Origin of the sequence: Gibbsiella dentisursi (genome assembly GCF_039539505.1) — a bacterium.
Taxonomy (GTDB): domain Bacteria; phylum Pseudomonadota; class Gammaproteobacteria; order Enterobacterales; family Enterobacteriaceae; genus Gibbsiella; species Gibbsiella quercinecans.
This window is the reverse complement of the sequence record NZ_BAABDG010000007.1, coordinates 395,161-413,492: the sequence shown is the minus strand read 5'-3', so window position 1 is coordinate 413,492 and position 18,332 is coordinate 395,161. Positions and strand designations below refer to the sequence as shown.

14 protein-coding genes are annotated in these 18,332 nt (G+C 58.4%); 8 read left to right on the top strand and 6 right to left on the bottom strand.

What is annotated here, in order from left to right:
• Positions 1 to 11 precede the first annotated feature (11 nt).
• The 5 genes from lpdA (at position 12) to ABFX35_RS16085 (ending at position 6,376) form a co-directional block, all read left to right on the top strand.
• Positions 12 to 1,427: a dihydrolipoyl dehydrogenase gene (gene lpdA / locus ABFX35_RS16105; protein ID WP_279027700.1), complete on the top strand. Its 1,416-nt coding sequence runs from the start codon at positions 12 to 14 to the stop codon at positions 1,425 to 1,427.
• Between the two features lie 27 nt (positions 1,428 to 1,454).
• On the top strand, positions 1,455 to 2,636 hold the full coding sequence (sucC, locus tag ABFX35_RS16100; protein WP_279027703.1) for an ADP-forming succinate--CoA ligase subunit beta: 1,182 nt from the start codon (positions 1,455 to 1,457) through the stop codon (positions 2,634 to 2,636).
• A complete protein-coding gene (gene sucD, locus ABFX35_RS16095) occupies positions 2,633 to 3,511 on the top strand; it encodes a succinate--CoA ligase subunit alpha (protein WP_346082169.1) in 879 nt (292 codons plus the stop codon). Before sucC ends, sucD begins: the two co-directional genes overlap by 4 nt.
• A gap of 286 nt (positions 3,512 to 3,797) precedes the next feature.
• Positions 3,798 to 5,297, top strand: coding sequence for a DASS family sodium-coupled anion symporter (locus ABFX35_RS16090; RefSeq protein ID WP_346082168.1), 1,500 nt, complete (start codon positions 3,798 to 3,800; stop codon positions 5,295 to 5,297).
• Positions 5,298 to 5,311: 14 nt separating this feature from the next.
• Complete coding sequence (locus ABFX35_RS16085; protein WP_346082167.1) at positions 5,312 to 6,376, top strand: Ldh family oxidoreductase; 1,065 nt, start codon at positions 5,312 to 5,314, stop codon at positions 6,374 to 6,376.
• Here ABFX35_RS16085 and ABFX35_RS16080 read toward each other — a convergent pair.
• The 4 genes from ABFX35_RS16080 to ABFX35_RS16065 all read right to left on the bottom strand — a co-directional run bounded on the left by ABFX35_RS16080 (position 6,373) and on the right by ABFX35_RS16065 (position 12,516).
• Positions 6,373 to 7,734 carry a sigma-54-dependent transcriptional regulator gene (locus ABFX35_RS16080; RefSeq protein WP_279028893.1) on the bottom strand — a complete coding sequence of 454 codons (1,362 nt, stop codon included), beginning with the start codon at positions 7,732 to 7,734 and terminating at the stop codon, positions 6,373 to 6,375. The genes ABFX35_RS16085 and ABFX35_RS16080 overlap by 4 nt on opposite strands.
• On the bottom strand, positions 7,715 to 9,547 hold the full coding sequence (locus tag ABFX35_RS16075) for an ATP-binding protein (RefSeq protein ID WP_279028896.1): 1,833 nt from the start codon (positions 9,545 to 9,547) through the stop codon (positions 7,715 to 7,717). The genes ABFX35_RS16080 and ABFX35_RS16075 overlap by 20 nt, the downstream gene beginning before the upstream one ends.
• A 312-nt stretch (positions 9,548 to 9,859) precedes the next feature.
• Complete coding sequence (locus ABFX35_RS16070; protein ID WP_095847866.1) at positions 9,860 to 11,047, bottom strand: NupC/NupG family nucleoside CNT transporter; 1,188 nt, start codon at positions 11,045 to 11,047, stop codon at positions 9,860 to 9,862.
• Positions 11,048 to 11,526: 479 nt separating this feature from the next.
• Positions 11,527 to 12,516, bottom strand: a complete 990-nt coding sequence (locus ABFX35_RS16065) for an aldo/keto reductase (protein ID WP_346082384.1) — start codon at positions 12,514 to 12,516, stop codon at positions 11,527 to 11,529.
• A 333-nt stretch (positions 12,517 to 12,849) separates the two neighbouring features.
• Between ABFX35_RS16065 and ABFX35_RS16060 the strand changes: the two genes are divergently transcribed.
• Positions 12,850 to 14,514, top strand: coding sequence for an alpha-keto acid decarboxylase family protein (locus ABFX35_RS16060; protein ID WP_346082166.1), 1,665 nt, complete (start codon positions 12,850 to 12,852; stop codon positions 14,512 to 14,514).
• On the opposite strand, the gene ABFX35_RS16055 is transcribed toward ABFX35_RS16060, so the two are convergent.
• On the bottom strand, positions 14,511 to 15,374 hold the full coding sequence (locus ABFX35_RS16055) for a LysR family transcriptional regulator (RefSeq protein ID WP_346082165.1): 864 nt from the start codon (positions 15,372 to 15,374) through the stop codon (positions 14,511 to 14,513). The two genes, ABFX35_RS16060 and ABFX35_RS16055, sit on opposite strands and share 4 nt — an antisense overlap.
• 371 nt (positions 15,375 to 15,745) lie before the next feature.
• Here ABFX35_RS16055 and ABFX35_RS16050 point away from each other — a divergent pair, with 371 nt between their 5' ends.
• Both ABFX35_RS16050 and ABFX35_RS16045 read left to right on the top strand, forming a co-directional pair.
• A complete protein-coding gene (locus ABFX35_RS16050) occupies positions 15,746 to 16,198 on the top strand; it encodes a multidrug/biocide efflux PACE transporter (RefSeq protein WP_279029322.1) in 453 nt (150 codons plus the stop codon).
• Positions 16,199 to 16,265: 67 nt separating this feature from the next.
• On the top strand, positions 16,266 to 16,958 hold the full coding sequence (locus tag ABFX35_RS16045) for an aspartate/glutamate racemase family protein (protein ID WP_346082164.1): 693 nt from the start codon (positions 16,266 to 16,268) through the stop codon (positions 16,956 to 16,958).
• Here ABFX35_RS16045 and ABFX35_RS16040 read toward each other — a convergent pair.
• Positions 16,955 to 18,202 carry an ion channel protein gene (locus tag ABFX35_RS16040; protein ID WP_279029317.1) on the bottom strand — a complete coding sequence of 416 codons (1,248 nt, stop codon included), beginning with the start codon at positions 18,200 to 18,202 and terminating at the stop codon, positions 16,955 to 16,957. The two genes, ABFX35_RS16045 and ABFX35_RS16040, sit on opposite strands and share 4 nt — an antisense overlap.
• Positions 18,203 to 18,332 lie beyond the last annotated feature (130 nt).

The window sequence follows — 18,332 nt, the reverse complement described above, 5'->3', positions numbered from 1 at the left end:
AGGAAATCACCATGAGTACCCTTTACGATGTGGCGGTCATCGGCGCCGGCCCTGGCGGCTATGTGGCGGCAATTCGCGCCGCTCAGCATGGGCTGAAGGTCGCCTGTATTGATGATTACGCCAGCCCGCAGGGAGAGCCATCCCCAGGTGGCACCTGTCTGAACGTGGGCTGTATTCCTTCCAAAGCGTTGCTCCAGTCTTCTGAACTGTACCATGCGCTACAGCATGAAGGCGCCGCCCACGGCATCAGCGTGAGCGGGGCGAAGCTGGATGTACCGGCCATGCTGGCGCGTAAAAATGCCATTGTAACCCGGTTGACCCAGGGCATCCGCCTGCTGTTCGAACGCAACCGCATCGCGTTTTTTCACGGCCGCGCCACGCCGCAGCGCAGCCAGGACGGCGTCTGGCAACTTTCCCTCAGCCAGCCGGCGGCACCGCAAACTCTACAGGCCAGGCACGTCATACTGGCGATGGGATCGCGGCCGCGGGCGCTGCCCGGCGTCGCGGTGGACAATGTCAGTATTCTCGACAACGCCGGCGCACTGGCGCTTAAAAGCTGCCCGGCGCGGCTCGGTGTAATCGGCGCCGGCGTGATTGGCCTGGAGCTGGGGTCCGTCTGGCAGCGGCTGGGGGCGCAGGTCACGCTGCTGGAGATGGCCGACGCTTTCCTGCCCGCGCTGGAGAAACGCCTTTCCGGCGAAGTGCGCAAAGCGCTGACCGCCGGCGGCATGGCCATGGAATTCGGCGTTGCCCTGCAGCGTGTCGAGAAGCGCGGTAAGGCCCTGGTTCTCCATTGGCAACAGGGGGGCGAAGACCACCAAACCACCGTTGATAAGCTGATCGTCGCCGTCGGGCGCGAGCCCAATAGCGGCGAACTGGATACCGAAGCGCTGGGACTGACCAAAGATGCGCGCGGCGGGATCGCCGTGGACGAGCTGTGCCGCACCGGGCAACCGGGCCTGTGGGCGATAGGCGATCTGGTTCGCGGCCCGATGCTGGCGCACAAGGCGATGCATGAAGGCATCCAGGTGGCCGACGCCATCGCCGGGCAACCGGTGGTGCCGATCGATCTGTCCGCGATTCCTGCGGTGATTTATACCGATCCGGAAGTGGCCTGGGTGGGCATAACCCAGCCGGCGGACGGGATCAAAAAAGGTAGCGCGCCTTTCGGCGCCAACGGCCGGGCGCTGGCGCTGGGGCGGGATAGCGGCCGCTGCACGCTGTATGTGCGGGAAGACACCGATCGGCTGGTCGGCGCCGCGATTATTGGTCCCCAGGCTTCAGAGCTGATCAACGAGATCACGATGGCTATGGCATTCCAGGCCTCGGCGGAGGATCTCTCACTGACGATGCACGCGCACCCCACGCTCAGCGAAGTGCTGCACGAGGCTGCGCTGGCGGCGGATAAACGCGCCATTCATGGCTAACACCTTAATGCACCAGGAGAAACAGGAATGAATCTTCATGAGTACCAGGCCAAGGGCCTGCTTGCCAACGCAGGCCTTCCCGTGCCGCGGGAAGTCTTTATCAGCGACGCCAGCCAGCTTGCGCAGGCCTGGCAACAGGTTGCCCATGGCGACAAGGGCGCGGTGGTGAAAGCGCAAATTCACGCCGGCGGCCGCGGCAAGGCCGGCGGGGTTAAAGTCTTCCGTGATGTACAGGAAGCGCAAAACTTTGCCGAAGGGCTTATTGGCTCTCATCTGGTCACTTACCAGAGCGGGCCACAGGGGCAGTACGTGAGCGGCGTATTGGTGGGGGAAAATATCTACCCGGTGCGCCAGGAGCTGTATTTCGGCATGGTGGTGGATCGCGAAAGCCAGAGGACCACGATTATCGTCAGCCCGGAAGGCGGCGTGGAGATCGAGCAGGTCGCCCGGGAAACGCCGGGGAAAATCGGCAAAGTGCACGTCGATCCGCTAACCGGCGTACAACCTTGCCATATCCGCCAACTGCTGGCCGTGCTACAGCTGGAAAAAGCCCAGTGGGCCGCCTTCAGCCGCCTGGTGGAGGATGCCTGGCGCGCATTTCACGCCTGCGATTTTGCCCTGCTGGAAATCAACCCGCTGGTGATCCGCGAGAACGGCGAACTGATGTGCGCCGATGCCAAAGTTTCGCTGGACGATAACGCCCTGTACCGCCACCCGGAACTGGACGCGCTGCGTGATGAAACTCAGGAAGATCCCCGGGAACGCCAGGCCGCGGAGCTGGAGCTTAACTACGTTTCGCTGGGCGGCAATATTGGCTGCATGGTGAACGGCGCCGGGCTGGCAATGGCCACCATGGATATCATCAAACTCTACGGCGCCGAGCCGGCTAATTTCCTCGACGTCGGCGGCGGCGCTACCCAGGAACGGGTTACCGAAGCCTTCCGTTTGATCTGCTCCGACGCCCGGGTGAAGGGCATTCTGGTCAATATTTTTGGCGGCATCGTGCGTTGCGACATGATCGCCAACGCGATTATTCATGCTCTGGAACAGGAACGCGTCACGCTGCCGGTCGTGGTGCGGCTTTCTGGCAATAACGCGGCTATCGGACAGCAACTGTTGGCTGACAGCGGTTTGCCGGTACAGACCGCCAGTGCGTTGGATGAAGCGGCGCGGCTTATTATTGAACAGCTGAATCAGGAGGTGGCATGAGTATTTTAGTTAACCAACAGACGCGGGTTCTGGTTCAGGGGTTCACCGGCAAGAACGGGACTTTCCACTCAGAGCAGGCTATCGCCTATGGCACGCAGATTGTCGGCGGCGTCACGCCGGGCAAGGGCGGGCAGTACCATCTGGAACGGCCAGTGTTCAACAGTATGAAGGCGGCGATGGCGGCCACGGAGGCCGACGCCAGCGTTATTTATGTGCCGGCGCCGTTTGTGTTCGATTCGATTGTGGAAGCCGTAGAGGCCGGCGTGAAGCTGATCGTGGTGATCACGGAAGGCGTGCCGACTCTGGATATGCTGCGCGCCCGGCGCCTGCTGGATTGCTACCCGGATGTGCGCCTGATTGGGCCGAATTGCCCCGGCATCATTACGCCGGGAGCCTGCAAAATCGGCATTATGCCCGGCAATATCCATCGGCCGGGGCGTATCGGCATCGTCTCCCGTTCCGGCACCCTGACCTACGAAGCGGTGGCGCAGACCACTGCCCTGGGCATGGGACAGTCTACTTGTATCGGCATCGGCGGCGATCCGATTCCCGGCACCAACTTCATTGATGCGCTGCGTCTGTTTGAGGATGACCCGGATACCGATGCGGTGATTATGATCGGCGAAATCGGCGGCAACGCCGAAGAGCGGGCGGCAGAGTTCATTCGCCATGAGATGACCAAGCCGGTGGTCAGCTACATTGCCGGCGTCACGGCGCCGAAGGGCAAGCGGATGGGCCACGCCGGCGCGATCATCTCTGGCGGCAGCGGCGGCGCGGAAGATAAATTCCGCGCCTTTGAGCGCGCCGGTATCGCCTGGACGCGCAATCCGGCGCAGATTGGCAGCACGCTGGGGGCTATTTTAGCCGGCAAATAAGCGCCAACGGGCGCACGTTCTACCCAAAGGGCCAACATTCCGTTTTGGCCCTTTGTTTTTTCTGGCGAAAACGCGGCGGCGTTTGGTTTGCAACGCGGTGATCGCAGGCCAGGTTTGACCTGTGCGCCGGTTGGCGCACTTTATTTTCACTGTGCGGAAACCCACGCAATATTTGAACGCGATTTTTAATTAAATAAATAAAAATCAATTGGTTATATTCATAAAATATCTGGCACACGGCCTGCAATAGGAAAGCGAATATTTCTTTCCAATTAACGAGGTCACTATGTCCAGTATTTCATCCAATATGCCGGATAAAAAATGGTCCATACCCCATCCCGGGCTATGGATTGCCGTTTTCGCCGTTGTCATCATCATGCTTCTCCCTCTGGGGCCGGATTTGCCCATCGCTGGGAAAAACATGATTGCTATTCTGGTCTTCGCGATCATTGTCTGGATTAGCGAAGCGATGGACTATACCGCCAGCGCGATCACCATTTCGGCGCTGATCATTTTCCTGGTGGGGTTCGCCCCGGATATCAATAACCCGGATGTCCTGCTCGGCACGACAAAAGCGCTGAAAATGACGCTGTCCGGCTTCTCAAACTCGGCGCTCGCGCTGGTGGCCGCCGCAATGTTCATCGCCGCCGCCATGACCATTACCGGCCTGGACCGGCGTATCGCACTTTTTACCATGTCGAAAATCGGCGCCAGCAGCCGCAGTATTTTGATTGGCGCGATTGTCGTGACCATCGTCCTTAGCCTGGTGGTGCCCAGCGCCACCGCCCGTACCGCCTGCGTAGTGCCGATCATGATGGGCGTGATCGCCGCGTTTAAGGTGGATAAACATTCGCGCATGGCCGCCGCCATGATGATCGTCATCGCTCAGGCGACCAGTATCTGGAACGTCGGCATTCAGACCTCCGCCGCGCAAAACTTGCTTTCCATGGGGTTTATCCACAAAACCCTCGGCGCCGAGCACGCCATCAGTTGGCTGGACTGGCTGCTGGCTGGGGCACCGTGGAGTATCGCCATGTCGGTAATTCTCTACTTACTGGTGCGTAAATTACTGCCGCCGGAAACTGAAACCGTTGAAGGGGGTATCGATGCGATTAAAAAATCCCTGGCCGATCTGGGGCCGGCCACGGGTAAGGAAAAACGGCTGATTGTGATTTCGCTGCTGCTGTTGGTCTTCTGGTCAACCGGCGGGAAACTGCACAGTATCGATACCACCTCCGTCACCCTGGTCGGGCTGGCCATTATGCTGCTGCCGGGCATCGGCGTGATGCAGTGGAAAGACGTAGAAAAACGCGTCCAATGGGGCACGCTGTTGATGTTCGGCATCGGGATTAGCCTTGGTTCTACGCTGCTGGATACCCAGGCGGCGACCTGGATGGCGAACTATGTGGTGAAAGGGTTTGGCCTGGAATCCCTCTCGGCCTTCACCATCTTTTCGATTCTCGCGGCATTTCTGATCGTCATTCACCTGGGGTTCGCCAGCGCCACAGCGCTGACCGCCGCTCTGTTGCCTATTCTGATCAGCCTGCTGATTAGCCTGCCGGAAAGCGCCGGCGTTAACCCGGCGGGGATGACGATCCTGTTGGCCTTTAGCGTCAGCTTTGGCTTCATCCTGCCGATTAACGCGCCGCAGAACATGGTTTGTTTGGGAACCGACACCTTCACCCCCCGCCAGTTCACCCGCATCGGATTGGTGTTGACCCTCGCGGGTTACCTGATGCTGCTGGTATTCGCCGCCACCTGGTGGAAATTTCTGGGCCTGATGTAACAGGAGATAATCAGATGGAAATCGCTATTGAGAAAATTCGTTGGTTAACCGCCGGCCTGCTGGAATTGAGCGGCTGTGAACCGGATATCGCGCAGGACGTTGCGGAACACATGATTGAAGCCGACCGCCACGGCTACAGCAGCCACGGCGTCTCACTGTTGCCCAAATACCTTGATAACATTGCCCGGGGGGATGTCACCACCAACGCCCGCCCGGATTTACTGACGGAAAGCGCTGGCCTGCTGCGCTTTCATGCCCGCAACGGTTTTGGCCAGCACGCCACCAAGGTGGCGATGCGCGCGGCTATCGATAAAGCCGGCACGGAAGGGCACTGCCTGATGACCCTCTGCCATGCCCATCATCTGGGGCGGCTTGGCCACTATGGACAGATGGCCACGGACGCCGGGCTTAGCCTGTTCGCCGTCAGCAATGTCACGGGGCGCGCGGCGCTGGTCGCCCCGTGGGGCGGGGCACAGGCGCGCCTGACCACCAACCCATTCTGCTTTGCCTGGCCGCTGGCCGATGGGCGCCCGGCGGTACTGGTGGATTTCGCCACCAGCAGTATGGCGCTTAACAAAGCGCGGATCCTGGCACAGCAGGGGCGGCGTGTCGCCCCCGGCCAGCTCATTGATGCCGGGGGCCACCCGAGCGACGATCCGGCGGTGCTGTTCGCCGACGGCGCCGGCGCCCTGTTGCCGTTTGGCGGGCATAAAGGCTTCGGCCTGGCGTTGATGATTGAACTGCTGGCCGGCGTACTTTCCGGCGGGGATACCATCGCACAGGATCACAGCGCTACCGGCTCTGCTCATAACCACCTGTTTGCGCTGCTGGTCGATCCGAACCGGTTCTGCGGCAAAGCGCAGTCTCAGGATAAAGTGAATGATTTCATTGATTATTTACTGGAAACCAAGCCACAGCCGGGGATTGAACGCGTGATTTACCCCGGCATGCCGGAAGCGGCGATGCGTGCGGCGCACAGCGCCAGCATCACGTTGCCGCCGGCGCTGTGGCAGTGGATCAGCGATCGCTATGCCGGGAACGGGATCGATCTGCACGTTCCGCTGATGGCCAACGCTTAACCGGTGGATTCCGCAGCGCGAAACGCCTGCGGATGTATCTGGTGCTTATTGAGTTTGTCATACAATGTTTTACGCGGCAGCATCAGCTGCCGCGCCGTCAGGCTAACCTGCCCGCCGGTCTGGCGCAGCATATCCTCAATCAGCTTCTTCTCGAAGGCATCAATACAGGCGTTCAGGCCGCACTCTTCCTGCTGATTGATAGAAACCGACTGGGGAGGGCGCAACAGCCCCAGCACAAAACGCTCGGCGGTGTGTTTCAGTTCCCGAACATTGCCCGGCCAGCTTTGGGCCTGCAGCCACGCCAGCAGTATCGGTGAAATCTCCGGCAGCGGCTGATGGTAATTCTGCGCCGCCTGGCTGGCGAACCAGTAAAACAGTTCGGGGATATCTTCGCGCCGTTCGCGCAGCGGCGGAATGCGCAGCGTCACCACATTCAGCCGATAGTAAAGATCGAGGCGAAACTTCCCCTGTTCGCCCAGTTGCAACAGATCGACCTTGGTAGCCGCCACTACCCGGCAGTTCACCGGGATTAGTTGGTTGGCGCCCAACCGCTCGAGCGTTCGCTCTTGCAACACCCGCAACAGTTTGGCCTGCATCGCCAGCGACATCCCTTCAATTTCGTCAAGAAACAGCGTACCGCCGTCGGCATGCTCGATTTTACCAATGCGCCGCTTCATCGCGCCGGTAAACGCCCCCTGTTCGTGGCCGAATATCTCGCTTTCAAACAGGCTTTCCGGCAAACCGGCGCAGTTCAGCGCCACAAAATGGCCGCGGGCGGCATTATTCCAGTGGTGCAGTGCGCGCGCCACCACCTCTTTGCCGCACCCGGTTTCACCGTGAATCAGTACATCCGCGCCGGTGCCGGCAATGCGCATCAGCATATCGCGCAGCTCATTCATCACCGGGCTGCGGCCAATCAGCAGTGGCCCTTTCTCCTGCTGCAGGGTATTTTTAAGCTGGCGGTTTTCCACCACTAGCCGCCGTTTTTCAACGGCGCGCCCCACCACTTCCAGCAGTTTTTCTGAACTGCACGGCTTTTCAATAAAGTCGTAGGCGCCGTTGCGCATCGCCTCAACGGCCATTTCCACATCACCATGCCCGGTGATCAAAATCACCGGCAGATCGCTGTCCCGCGCCCGCGCGCGGTTCAACAGCTCCAGCCCGGATAAGCCGGGAAGGCGAACATCCGTGACGACAATGGCATACGGCTCTTTCTCTATTGCCTGTAGCCCCTGTTCCGCATTTGCCAGCGCAATGACCTGATATCCCGCCAGCATCATCGTCTGTTCGCAGGCAAAGCGCACATCATCGCTGTCTTCAACATAAATTATTTTTATATCAGGAAGATGCTGTTTCATTTTGCTCTCTCCATTCCGCCCAGACGAGGGTAAATACGGTGCCGCCATCCGGGTGATTGTTCGCGCTGATGGTTCCGTGTGAGCTGGTGACGATTTCACTGACAATCGCCAGCCCAAGGCCCATTCCCCGGCGTTTGGTGGTAAAAAACGGTTCGAAGATGCGGCTTTGCACCTCCGGCGGCACCCCTGGGCCGGTGTCTTTAATGGCGACAATCACCTGCGCGTCATGCTCCCGGATAGTAATATCCAGCCGCTTGACCGGCTGATTTTCCATCGCATCGATGGCGTTAATGATCAGGTTACTGAAGATTTGCTCCAGCCCGTGCCCGTCGCAACCGACCATCAGCGACGACGACGAAATATTAATACGGCGCTCAACGCGGTTTTTTTTCAGGTTATGGCTTAGCAATGCCACCGCGTTATACAGGGCTTTTATCACGTTGGCGTTACCCTTCGGTACCCGATGGCGGCTGGCGAAAGACTTCATTTCCGAGATGTTTTGCGTCATACGTTCAATCACCGTAATGATGTAACGCAGGTTCTGATCCGCCTCGGCGTACATATGGCGCCCCAACATTTTGCGGGCGTTGTCGGTTAAGGCATGGAGCGCCGCCAGCGGCTGGTTCTGCTCATGGGCCAGCTCGGTGGCCATTTGCCCCAGCGCCGCCAGCTTGCTGGACTCGGCCAGTTCGCTGCGCGTGTGCTGCAAAGTACGCTCTGCTTCAATGCGCTCCTTCATTGCCTGGAGCAATCGCTGATTAATGCCTTTCAGCGCGCGGGTTCTGGCGCCGACTTCCCGCTCCAGGTATTCGTTATTTTTCTCCAGAATATTTTGTGCCCGTATCCGCATGCGCAGATATTTAAACAGCATTAATAAAAACAGGTAGGCAATCAGTATCACCGTGGCGGCAATAGCCGTCACCAGATAGACATTTTTCATCGAAGAGACAGAGGCCATTTCCCAGTGGAATTCCGGAATCGCTACCGTTTGCCGATAATAGCGGGGGAATAAACAGCTCTGCGATTTATTAAGGTTAAATAATTTAATACCATGAAAATCAAAACAGGAGTAATTTTCCACTACTTCAACCGCACTAATATTATATTGCTTTGTCTCTTCAAATTTTTCCAGGACCTGAGGCGGGAGCGCATGTAACGATTTGATCCGCCAATGCGGATTCACGCTTAAAAATATAACGCTATGCTCGTCAGAAACATAAATATTATCCGGGCCTTCTGACCAGGCGCGCTCAATATCATTCAGGCTGATTTTTACCACCATGACCCCCGCGATATGCCCCTCATGTTCAATACGAAAGGAAAGAAAAAACCCCGGGCGCAGCGTGGTACTGCCAATGCCGTAAAACTTCCCCAGCCGGCCTTCCATCGCCTGGGTGTAATAGGGGCGGAAACTGTAGTCCTGCCCTACGTAACTGCCTGGCTCCTGCCAGTTGCTGGAGGCTATCGCTTGCCCCTTGGCATCAACGATAAAAAGCGCGGTGGTGCGTAATGCTTTATTAAAGCTGGCAAGACGAACATTCACTGTTTCCCGCGATGCCGGATTGGGGGAAATGACGTGCGTATGAATCAACCGATCCTGGGATAACAGAAAAGGCAAGTAATTATATTGTTCTATGGTGGAATATAAGGTTGCCTTATACATTTCCAGCCGCATTCTCTCTGCGTCAGAAACGGTAGAAAAAAACACCCGCAGGAAAAAATACCCGCAGCCAAGAAGAAGAATAAACAACAACAACCCCACGGGCACGAAATACCGTTTCCGCTCAAAAATATTCGCATTCGACTTTACCATAAAATTACCATGGATTTATTTTTGAAAAATTATATAAAAAACCGTCGGGCGACAGTAGAAGCAACGCTGGAGAGTGTGAATTCACTAACACATTACCCAGAGAAGTGTGCGGATTAAGGGACACCGCGGCCCGGCGCTAATGCCGAATGTGGTGGATAGGGGGGCCGATACCCGCGGAAGAGATGGCGATTAAAGCAGGGGGCGCCGGCTCATCTGGCCGTTGAGTGCGGTAATGCGGTTTTTGCGTACTAAAAAGAAACCCCCTGCAGGCGCTGCGCCTGGCAGGGGGTTACATCCGTGAGGCGGGGGCGGTTAACCCAGAACCAGGCCGGCGATAGAAGCCGACAGGATGCTCACCAGGGTAGAACCGTAAACCAGCTTCAGGCCAAAGCGGGAAACCACGTTGCCCTGGTGTTCGTTCAGGCCTTTGATGGCGCCGGCAACGATACCGATAGACGAGAAGTTGGCGAAGGACACCAGGAACACGGAGAGGATCCCCTGGCTGCGTGGTGACAGTTCGGTCGCAACCTTCTGCAATTCCATCATGGCGACAAATTCGTTGGAAACCAGTTTGGTTGCCATGATACTGCCGACCTGCAGCGCTTCATGCTTGGGAATACCCATCACCCAGGCGAACGGGTAGAAGACGTAGCCCAGAATTTCCTGGAAGCTCAGGCCGAAGATGGCGCTGAACAGGGCGTTAACGGCGGCGATCAGCGCAATGAAGCCGATCAGCATAGCGGCAACGATAATCGCGACTTTGAAACCTGCCAGGATATATTCACCCAGCATTTCAAAGAAGCTCTGGCCTTCGTGCAGGTTGCCCAGATGCAGCTCTTCTTCTTTACTGGTGTCGTAAGGGTTGATCAGGGAAAGCACGATAAAGGTGCTGAACATGTTCAGTACCAACGCCGCCACGACAAATTTGGCATCCAGCATCGTCATATAGGCGCCGACAATCGACATGGAAACCGTCGACATCGCGGTGGCTGCCATGGTGTACATGCGCTTTTCCGACATCTTGCTCAGAATGTCTTTATAGGCAATAAAGTTTTCAGACTGGCCAAGGATCAGGGAGCTTACCGCGTTAAACGATTCCAGCTTGCCCATGCCGTTAATTTTTGAGAGGACGGTACCGATGATGCGGATGATAAAAGGCAGTACTTTGATGTATTGCAGAATACCGATTAACGCAGAAATAAAGACGATCGGGCAAAGTACCTTCAGGAAGAAGAAGGCCAGGCCTTTATCGCCCATACCGCCGAACACGAAATCCGTCCCTTGTGCTGCGAATCCAAGCAGTTTGTCGAACAGTCCTGCGAATCCTTTCACAAAACCCAAACCAGCTTCCGAATGCAGGAAAAAGTAAGCCAGTAAGATTTCAATAACCAAGAGTTGAATGATATAGCGAATGCGGATGCTTTTACGATCGCGGCACACCACCAGTGCCAGGAACGCGACAACCACCAACGCTAACGCAAAGTGCGCAATATGGGACATATTTGCTCCAAATTTGAGGCGGGCTGAGTTTCGGCTGTCATTTTATGTAACGCCGGGTGTAAAAACGAGACTTCCTTGGCAAATATGAGAAATTATACTGGAATTAGTACAAAATTTAGTACGTGAAAGCATCAAGAATCAAGATGTTAATCATTTCGCATGCTATTTGCGTGCCCAGAGGCATGATCGCCGATAAAATTTTGGATAAACAAAATCATTCAGGATGCCTCAAGGCGGCAAGTCAGTATGTATCCAGGCGTATATACCCTTCATACTTCAAGTTGCAGGTGTGTTGGCTTTCCTCGCTCACCCCAGTCACTTACTGGAGTAAGCTCCTGGGGATTCACTGCGTTGCCGCGTGATTCGGCCATTCGGCCTCACCCCTTCGGGGCCAGCGCTAGCGCTGTTCAAAAACGCTTTTGCGTTTTTGTCCTGCAACTCGAATTATTTTGGGTATAGTTCGGTGGGTTTGTGATCGATTACAACAGAATATCATCTATCTGCCGAAGTTCTGTTTCGCTGAAGCCCTGCTGGGCCAACATGCCGATCGCATCGTCAATTTGGCTGGTTTTACTGGCGCCAATCAATACCGAGGTGATACCGGCGTGGCGTAGCACCCAGGCCAGCGCCATCTGTGCCAGCTTTTGCCCGCGCTGCTGCGCCAGCAGATTGAGCCGCTGCACCTTTTCCAGCTTTTCCGCGCTCAGGCTTTCCGGCTTCAGGAACGGGCTGGCGCTGGCGGCGCGCGAATCCTGCGGGATCCCTTGTAGGTAACGATCGGTTAATACGCCGCCGGCCAGCGGCGAGAAAGCAATCGCTCCCACGCCATCTTCCTGCAGTGCGCCCAGCAGCTCCGCTTCGGCGCCGCGTTCAAACATCGAGTATTTGGGCTGGTGGATAACGCAGGGCGTGCCAAGCTGGCGCAGAATGCGGAATGCGCGGCGCGCCTGTTCGGGCGGATAGTTAGACAGCCCGATATACAGCGCCTTGCCCTGACGCACCAACAGATCCAGCGCGGCCAGGGTTTCTTCCAGCGGCGTGTGCGGATCGGGGCGGTGGTGATAGAAGATATCGACGTACTCCACGCCCAGGCGCTTGAGGCTTTGATTCAGGCTGGCGACCAGATATTTTTTGGCGCCCCAGTCGCCGTATGGCCCCGGCCACATGGTGTAGCCGGCCTTGGTCGAGATAATCAGCTCGTCGCGGTAAGGGCGCAGATCGCTGTTGAGGATGCGGCCAAAGGTTTGTTCGGCGGAACCAGGCGGCGGGCCGTAGTTATTGGCCAGATCGAAATGCGTGATGCCCAGATCGAAAGCGTGGCATATCAGGCTGCGCGCCTGTTCGTTGGGGCTGGTGTCGCCAAAGTTGTGCCATAGCCCAAGGGAAACGGCGGGCAGCTGTAAGCCGCTGCGCCCGCAGCGCCGGTAGGTCATATCCTGATAACGGAACGCATTCGCCTGATACACCATCATTTCTCTCCTGTTAAATCCATGATCGCCTGAGTGTATGCGTTTACACCGGGGTTGGAATGCGTGCGCGATCACGCTTGAACACGCTGGGATTATTAATGTTTTTAATGCGGTTGCCGGTTTGCCTGCCGGGCGAGCAGGGATGTAACGCCTGCTTGCCAGCGGCTTTTTGCCGGGAATGTTCGAAATCCGCGTCAGAACTCTGATACTTACTATTGATGACTGTTACTGCGCTGGCCTATGGCCGCTGCGGTGTCTTGCAAAAGCCGTAACCTCCGGGCCTGGGATCAGAAGCGCGGGCAGCCGAAACCTATTTGATGACAGGTGAGGCGCATGAGTAATAATTATACGGTAGCTGACTACCTTCTTGACCGGTTGGTTGAGATAGGCATTGATCATTTTTTTGGGGTACCAGGGGATTACAATCTACAGTTTCTCGATCACGTGATCGCGCACCCGCACATCGCCTGGGTGGGGTGTGCCAATGAACTTAACGCCGCTTATGCCGCCGATGGCTATGCGCGTTGTAAGCCGGCGGCGGCGTTGCTGACTACGTTTGGCGTGGGCGAGTTGAGTGCGGTAAACGGCGTCACCGGCAGCTACGCCGAGTACCTGCCGGTGATCCACGTGGTGGGCGCGCCGTCGCTGCGGGTGCAGCACGCGGGCGAGTTGGTGCATCACTCATTGGGGGATGGCGATTTTGGTCACTTTGCCCGCATGGCGCAGGAAGTGACCGTGGCCCAGGCCAGCCTGACCGTGGAGAACGCCGCGAGCGAAATCGATCGTCTGTTGGCCACCGCCCTGTTTGAACACCGCCCGGTGTATCTGCTGTTGCCGAGCGACGTGGCTGAAGCGCCGTTGCCGGCGGTTCAGCCGGTGCCGCTGGCGCCGCGGCAACCCACCCTGTGTGAAGCTGCGTTGCAGGCGTTTATCGCCGCCGCGCGGGAAAAATTGCAGCCGGCGCGCCGGGTTTCACTGCTGGCGGATTTCCTTGCCGAACGTTTTGGCGCCGCGCCGCTGCTGGCGCAGTGGCTGCAGCAGGTGGATATACCGCACGCCACGTTGCTGATGGGCAAAAGCGTGCTGGATGAGCGCCACCCTTATTTCGTGGGAACCTATGCCGGCGCACCCAGCGCGCCGCAGGTGAAGCAGGCGATCGAAGGCGCCGAAGTGGTGATTAACGTCGGCGTGCGTTTTTCCGATGCGATTACCGCCGGTTTCAGCCACGATCTGCCGGCCGAAAAATGTATCGATATCCAGCCGTTTGAGGCGCGGGTTGGCCGGCAACTGTTCAGCCAACTTCCCATGCATGCCGCCATCAAGGCATTGCATCAGCTCACGCTGGAACTGGCGCCGCACTGGCAACTGCCGGTGATCGCGCGCCCACCACTGCCGGATCCCGGCAAACCACGCTTGGATCAGCAAGGGTTCTGGTGCCAAATGCAGGATTTCCTGCGGCCGGGAGATATTGTTCTGACCGAACAGGGCACGTCCAGCTTTGGCGCCGCGAGCCTGAGCCTGCCGTCCGGCTGCCACTTTATCGTCCAGCCGCTGTGGGGCTCGATTGGCTATACGCTGCCGGCGGCGTTTGGTGCCGGTATGGCGCAGCCGGAGCGCCGGGTGTTGCTGCTGATCGGCGATGGCTCCGCGCAGTTGACCGCCCAGGAGCTGGGATCGATGCTGCGTTACGGGCTGAAACCGATCATCTTCCTGATCAACAATGACGGCTATACGGTTGAACGGGCGATCCACGGGCCGCAGCAACCCTATAACGACATTGCGCCGTGGAACTGGGCGCAGTTGCCGCAGGCGCTGGCCGGGGAGCAGCCCTGCAAGATCCTGCGCGCGAGCGATCGGCAACAGCTGCGCCAGGCGCTGAGCGAAGCGGCGGATGGTGCGCAGTTAGCGTTTATCGAAGTGGTGCTGCCGAAGATGGATATTCCACCCCTGTTGGATATGGTGTCGCGCTCCATGAATGCACGCAATTCGGCGATCTAGGCGCTATCCAGCAGTTGCTCCAGTAGCCAATACCCCGCCGGCCCCGGCGGGGTGAGTTTCGACCATACCACATCCACTGAGATCATCTTCGGCCAGCCGCGCGGGCGCAGCTCGGTCAGTTTTTCATGGCTGTATTGCCGCACCAACCAGCGCGGCAACACCGCCCAGCCAAAGCCCTGCTCCGCCATTTCCAGCAGCATCAGGTAGCTCGGCGCTGACCACACCGGCCCGCCCGGCCTGGCGGTTTCGGTGCCGGTATAGGTATTCAGATACAGTTGGCGGGTGCGGGCCAACTGATCCAGGGTGGGGGCGGAAAGCTGCGCCAGCGGGTGCTGACGGGCAACGAACAATCCCATTTCTGTTTGGTTAGGCAGACGGGCAAAGGCGATATCCGGCGGGTAGTTTTTCTGCGTTTCGACCATGCCCAGGTGGGCGCGGCCGCTCTGCAGCAGATCGAGCACGTCGCCGTCTTCCGCGATCATGCACTCCAGCTCAATATCCTGATAGCGCTGTTCGAAACTCATCATCATCCGGTCATGGTGCTTGGGCTGGTAGGTATCGGAAAAGACGATGGTCAGGCGTGGTTCGACATTGCCCGCCAGCCGAATGCTTAGCGCGTCAAGCCGTTCGCTGGCGGCGAGGATTTCCTGCACCTGGCTGAGCACCTTGCGCCCGGCGGCGGTCAGCACCGGCTGGCGCCCCTGGCGATCGAACAGCGTCAGCGCCAGATCGGCTTCCAGGTTGGCAATGGCGGTGCTGATGGTGGACTGGCTCTTGCGCAGCTTGCGGGCCGCCGCGGAGAACGAGCCAAGGGCGGCGGCCTCGACAAACGCCTGTAATGCTTCGGGGGAATAACGCATGATCTATCTACTATATCGATGGAACCTATTTTTAACCTACCCGAAAAAGCGATGATAATCACCTGACTTTAAACTCTAATATACCCAAAATAATTCGAGTTGCAGGTAGGCGGCTTTGCTGCGACAAATTCGTCAGGAACGAATTTGCCTGGCCTCTGGCCAGCCTCCGGTGAGAGACAAGGATGTCTCTCATCAATCCCCAGGAGCTTACATAAGTAAGTGACTGGGGTGAGCGACAAATCTGCCGGGAGCAGATTTGAACGCTGTTGGCAGCGGCCCCGAAGGGGCGAGGCCCAGGGATGGGCCGAGTAATAAAGCCAACACACCTGCAACTTGAAGTATGAAGGGTATAGTCAGAAAACAGGTGATGTATGCAACTGCAAAACAAGTCTTTCATTGAGCGTATTATTCATGCCGTCGGCTTCGAGGCCATTGCTTTGTTGATCTTCGCCCCGCTGGGCGCGTGGCTGCTCAACCGCCCGATGCTGCAGGTTGGGGCGCTGGCGGTGATGCTGTCGACGCTCGCGATGGTGTGGAACATGGTCTACAACACCGCGTTCGATCGTCTGTGGCCGGTAAACCGGGTGGCGCGTACGCTGAAGGTGCGGGTGCTGCATGCGTTTGGCTTTGAAAGCGGCTTCGTATTGATCGGTGTGCCCATCGCGGCCTGGATGCTGAATATTCCCCTGCTGCGGGCGTTTATACTGGAGATCGGCTTTTTCCTGTTCTTCCTGCCATACACCATGTTCTACAACTGGCTGTATGACACCGTGCGCCAGCGCTGGTTCGAAGCGCGCGCGCCGATCAACTCGGGCACGAAATAAGGCATCGTCAGCCGGGCATGCCTCAGGTAAGATCGGCGGTATATTCGATGGATCCGAGGAGAGAGCAATGAAAGTATTGGGCCTGCTGGGCGGCATGAGTTGGGAGTCTACCATCCCGTATTACCGCATGATTAACGAACAGGTGAAGGCGCGGCTGGGTGGCTTGCATTCGGCCAAAATCGTGCTCTATAGCGTCGATTTTCAGGAAATAGAGCGGCTGCAACATCAGGGCGACTGGGCCGGCGCCGGCCAACTGTTGGCCGCAGCGGCCGCGTCATTGCGCGCCGCCGGTGCCGAGGCCATCGTGATCTGCACCAACACCATGCACAAAGTGGCGGACGTGATCGAACAGGCCAGTGGTCTGCCGTTGATCCACATCGCCGATGCCACCGCGCAACAGGTGCGCCAGCAAGGGATCCGCCGCGTCGGGCTATTGGGTACGCGTTTTACCATGGAGCAGGACTTTTATCGCGGGCGCCTGCGGGACCAACATGGTATTGAGGTGGTGACGCCGGCGGCGGCCGACCGCGAGATTGTGCACCGCATTATTTATGATGAGCTGTGCCGCGGGGAGATCCGCGACGCTTCACGCGAGGAATACCGCCAGATTATCCACCGCCTGGAACAGCAGGGCGCGCAGGGGATTATCTTTGGCTGCACGGAAATCGGCCTGTTGGTCGGGGCGCAGGATGCGGCGGTGCCGGTGTTCGACACCACCGCCATCCATGCGCACGCCGCCGCGGAGTACGCGCTGGCCTAGTCGTCGTGGGGCGGGCGGCGCGTGTTAATCAGCATCAGCGGCTTGCCCGCCAGCACCAGCCAGGCGGGCAGCATCACCAGGCATAATACCGGCAACAGGTGCAGATCCGGCACCACGGCGAGCGCGACAAACAGGCTTAGCCACCCCTCGCGCGTGACTACCAGCGCTAACCCCATCACGGCGCAGGAAATGGTGATCGCCGCTGGCACGGCCGGCACGTGCGCATGCAGCATCAACCCTAGCGCCACACCGATGAACAGCGCCGGGAAAATCCGCCCGCCGCGAAAGCCGCAGGCGGCGGCGATCACTAACGCCGCCAGTTTCGCCACGGTGATCGCCAGCAGCGTGTGAACCGACAGGCTATCGTCACCGGCCAACCGCTGTATCTCATTCATCCCGCTAAACAGCGTAAGATCGCCACCCACCAGGCTCAATCCCCCCAGCGCCAGGCCGGCTAAACCCAGCCTCAGCACCGGGTTGCGCAGCGTGTTGAATACGCGGTGCACGCGCGGAAAACACCAGACTGCGATCATGCCAAGCGCGACGGCGATCAGCGTGACAATCGCGCCGCTGAAAACATCCCCCAGCCGGGGCGTATCGTAGGGCGCGAGCGTTAAGGCGAACTGTGGGGCGGCAAAGGCTTGCGCGGTGAAGGCGCCGGCCGCGGCGGCCATCAGCGGGGCGAACAACCGTTCCCACAGCGGCGCTTCGCTGGCGTTGCCCAGCGTTTGCGCAAAAATCAGCGCTACCGCCACCGGTGTGCCGAACAGGGCGCCGAGGGTGCCGGCGGCGGCGAGGATGATCCAGTCCATCTTCGGTACATTGGGCAACAGGCGGCTGCCGAGTGCGGCCGCCAGCGCGATGTTAATGGCGGTGATAGGGTTCTCCGGCCCCAGGCTGACGCCACCGGCCAGGCCGAGCACCATCGCCAGCACCAGGCCGGGCAGCGCGCCAAGCGGCAGCGGCGGGCCGATCAACGATTCAGCCGCCGGATCCGGCCCGGCGTGGCCCGGCAGATAACGAATAACCAGCCCAACCGCCATACCGGTTGCCGGCAGGATAATCAGCGGCCAGCCGGCGTTGCCGGGCGCAATGTGCAGCAACGCAGGGAGATGCTGCCATAACAGAGATTGCAGCGCGCCGGTGACGGCCAGCAACATCATCAAAACCAGACTGGAGGCGGCGCCGATGACGACGGCGGGCAGGGCGAACGCCAACATGGCATAGGCGCGGGGATGCAGCATGCAGGTTCCTTGTTAAGCGGACAACGGGGTGTTGAAATACCGGCGTGCGCACCCGGCATTCGCCGGCGGCGCAAAGTGATAATACCTGCCGATTGTGCCAATGTTGTCTCACGGTTAACAACCAAACCCA

What these genes read in the sequence shown, in the direction of transcription:
- lpdA (WP_279027700.1), top strand. Translation starts at nt 12, where the DNA reads ATGAGTACCCTTTACGATGTGGCGGTCATCGGCGCCGGCCCTGGCGGC.
- sucC (WP_279027703.1), top strand. Translation starts at nt 1,455, where the DNA reads ATGAATCTTCATGAGTACCAGGCCAAGGGCCTGCTTGCCAACGCAGGC.
- sucD (WP_346082169.1), top strand. Translation starts at nt 2,633, where the DNA reads ATGAGTATTTTAGTTAACCAACAGACGCGGGTTCTGGTTCAGGGGTTC.
- ABFX35_RS16090 (WP_346082168.1), top strand. Translation starts at nt 3,798, where the DNA reads ATGTCCAGTATTTCATCCAATATGCCGGATAAAAAATGGTCCATACCC.
- ABFX35_RS16085 (WP_346082167.1), top strand. Translation starts at nt 5,312, where the DNA reads ATGGAAATCGCTATTGAGAAAATTCGTTGGTTAACCGCCGGCCTGCTG.
- ABFX35_RS16080 (WP_279028893.1), bottom strand. Translation starts at nt 7,734, where the DNA reads ATGAAACAGCATCTTCCTGATATAAAAATAATTTATGTTGAAGACAGC.
- ABFX35_RS16075 (WP_279028896.1), bottom strand. Translation starts at nt 9,547, where the DNA reads ATGGTAAAGTCGAATGCGAATATTTTTGAGCGGAAACGGTATTTCGTG.
- ABFX35_RS16070 (WP_095847866.1), bottom strand. Translation starts at nt 11,047, where the DNA reads ATGTCCCATATTGCGCACTTTGCGTTAGCGTTGGTGGTTGTCGCGTTC.
- ABFX35_RS16065 (WP_346082384.1), bottom strand. Translation starts at nt 12,516, where the DNA reads ATGGTGTATCAGGCGAATGCGTTCCGTTATCAGGATATGACCTACCGG.
- ABFX35_RS16060 (WP_346082166.1), top strand. Translation starts at nt 12,850, where the DNA reads ATGAGTAATAATTATACGGTAGCTGACTACCTTCTTGACCGGTTGGTT.
- ABFX35_RS16055 (WP_346082165.1), bottom strand. Translation starts at nt 15,374, where the DNA reads ATGCGTTATTCCCCCGAAGCATTACAGGCGTTTGTCGAGGCCGCCGCC.
- ABFX35_RS16050 (WP_279029322.1), top strand. Translation starts at nt 15,746, where the DNA reads ATGCAACTGCAAAACAAGTCTTTCATTGAGCGTATTATTCATGCCGTC.
- ABFX35_RS16045 (WP_346082164.1), top strand. Translation starts at nt 16,266, where the DNA reads ATGAAAGTATTGGGCCTGCTGGGCGGCATGAGTTGGGAGTCTACCATC.
- ABFX35_RS16040 (WP_279029317.1), bottom strand. Translation starts at nt 18,202, where the DNA reads ATGCTGCATCCCCGCGCCTATGCCATGTTGGCGTTCGCCCTGCCCGCC.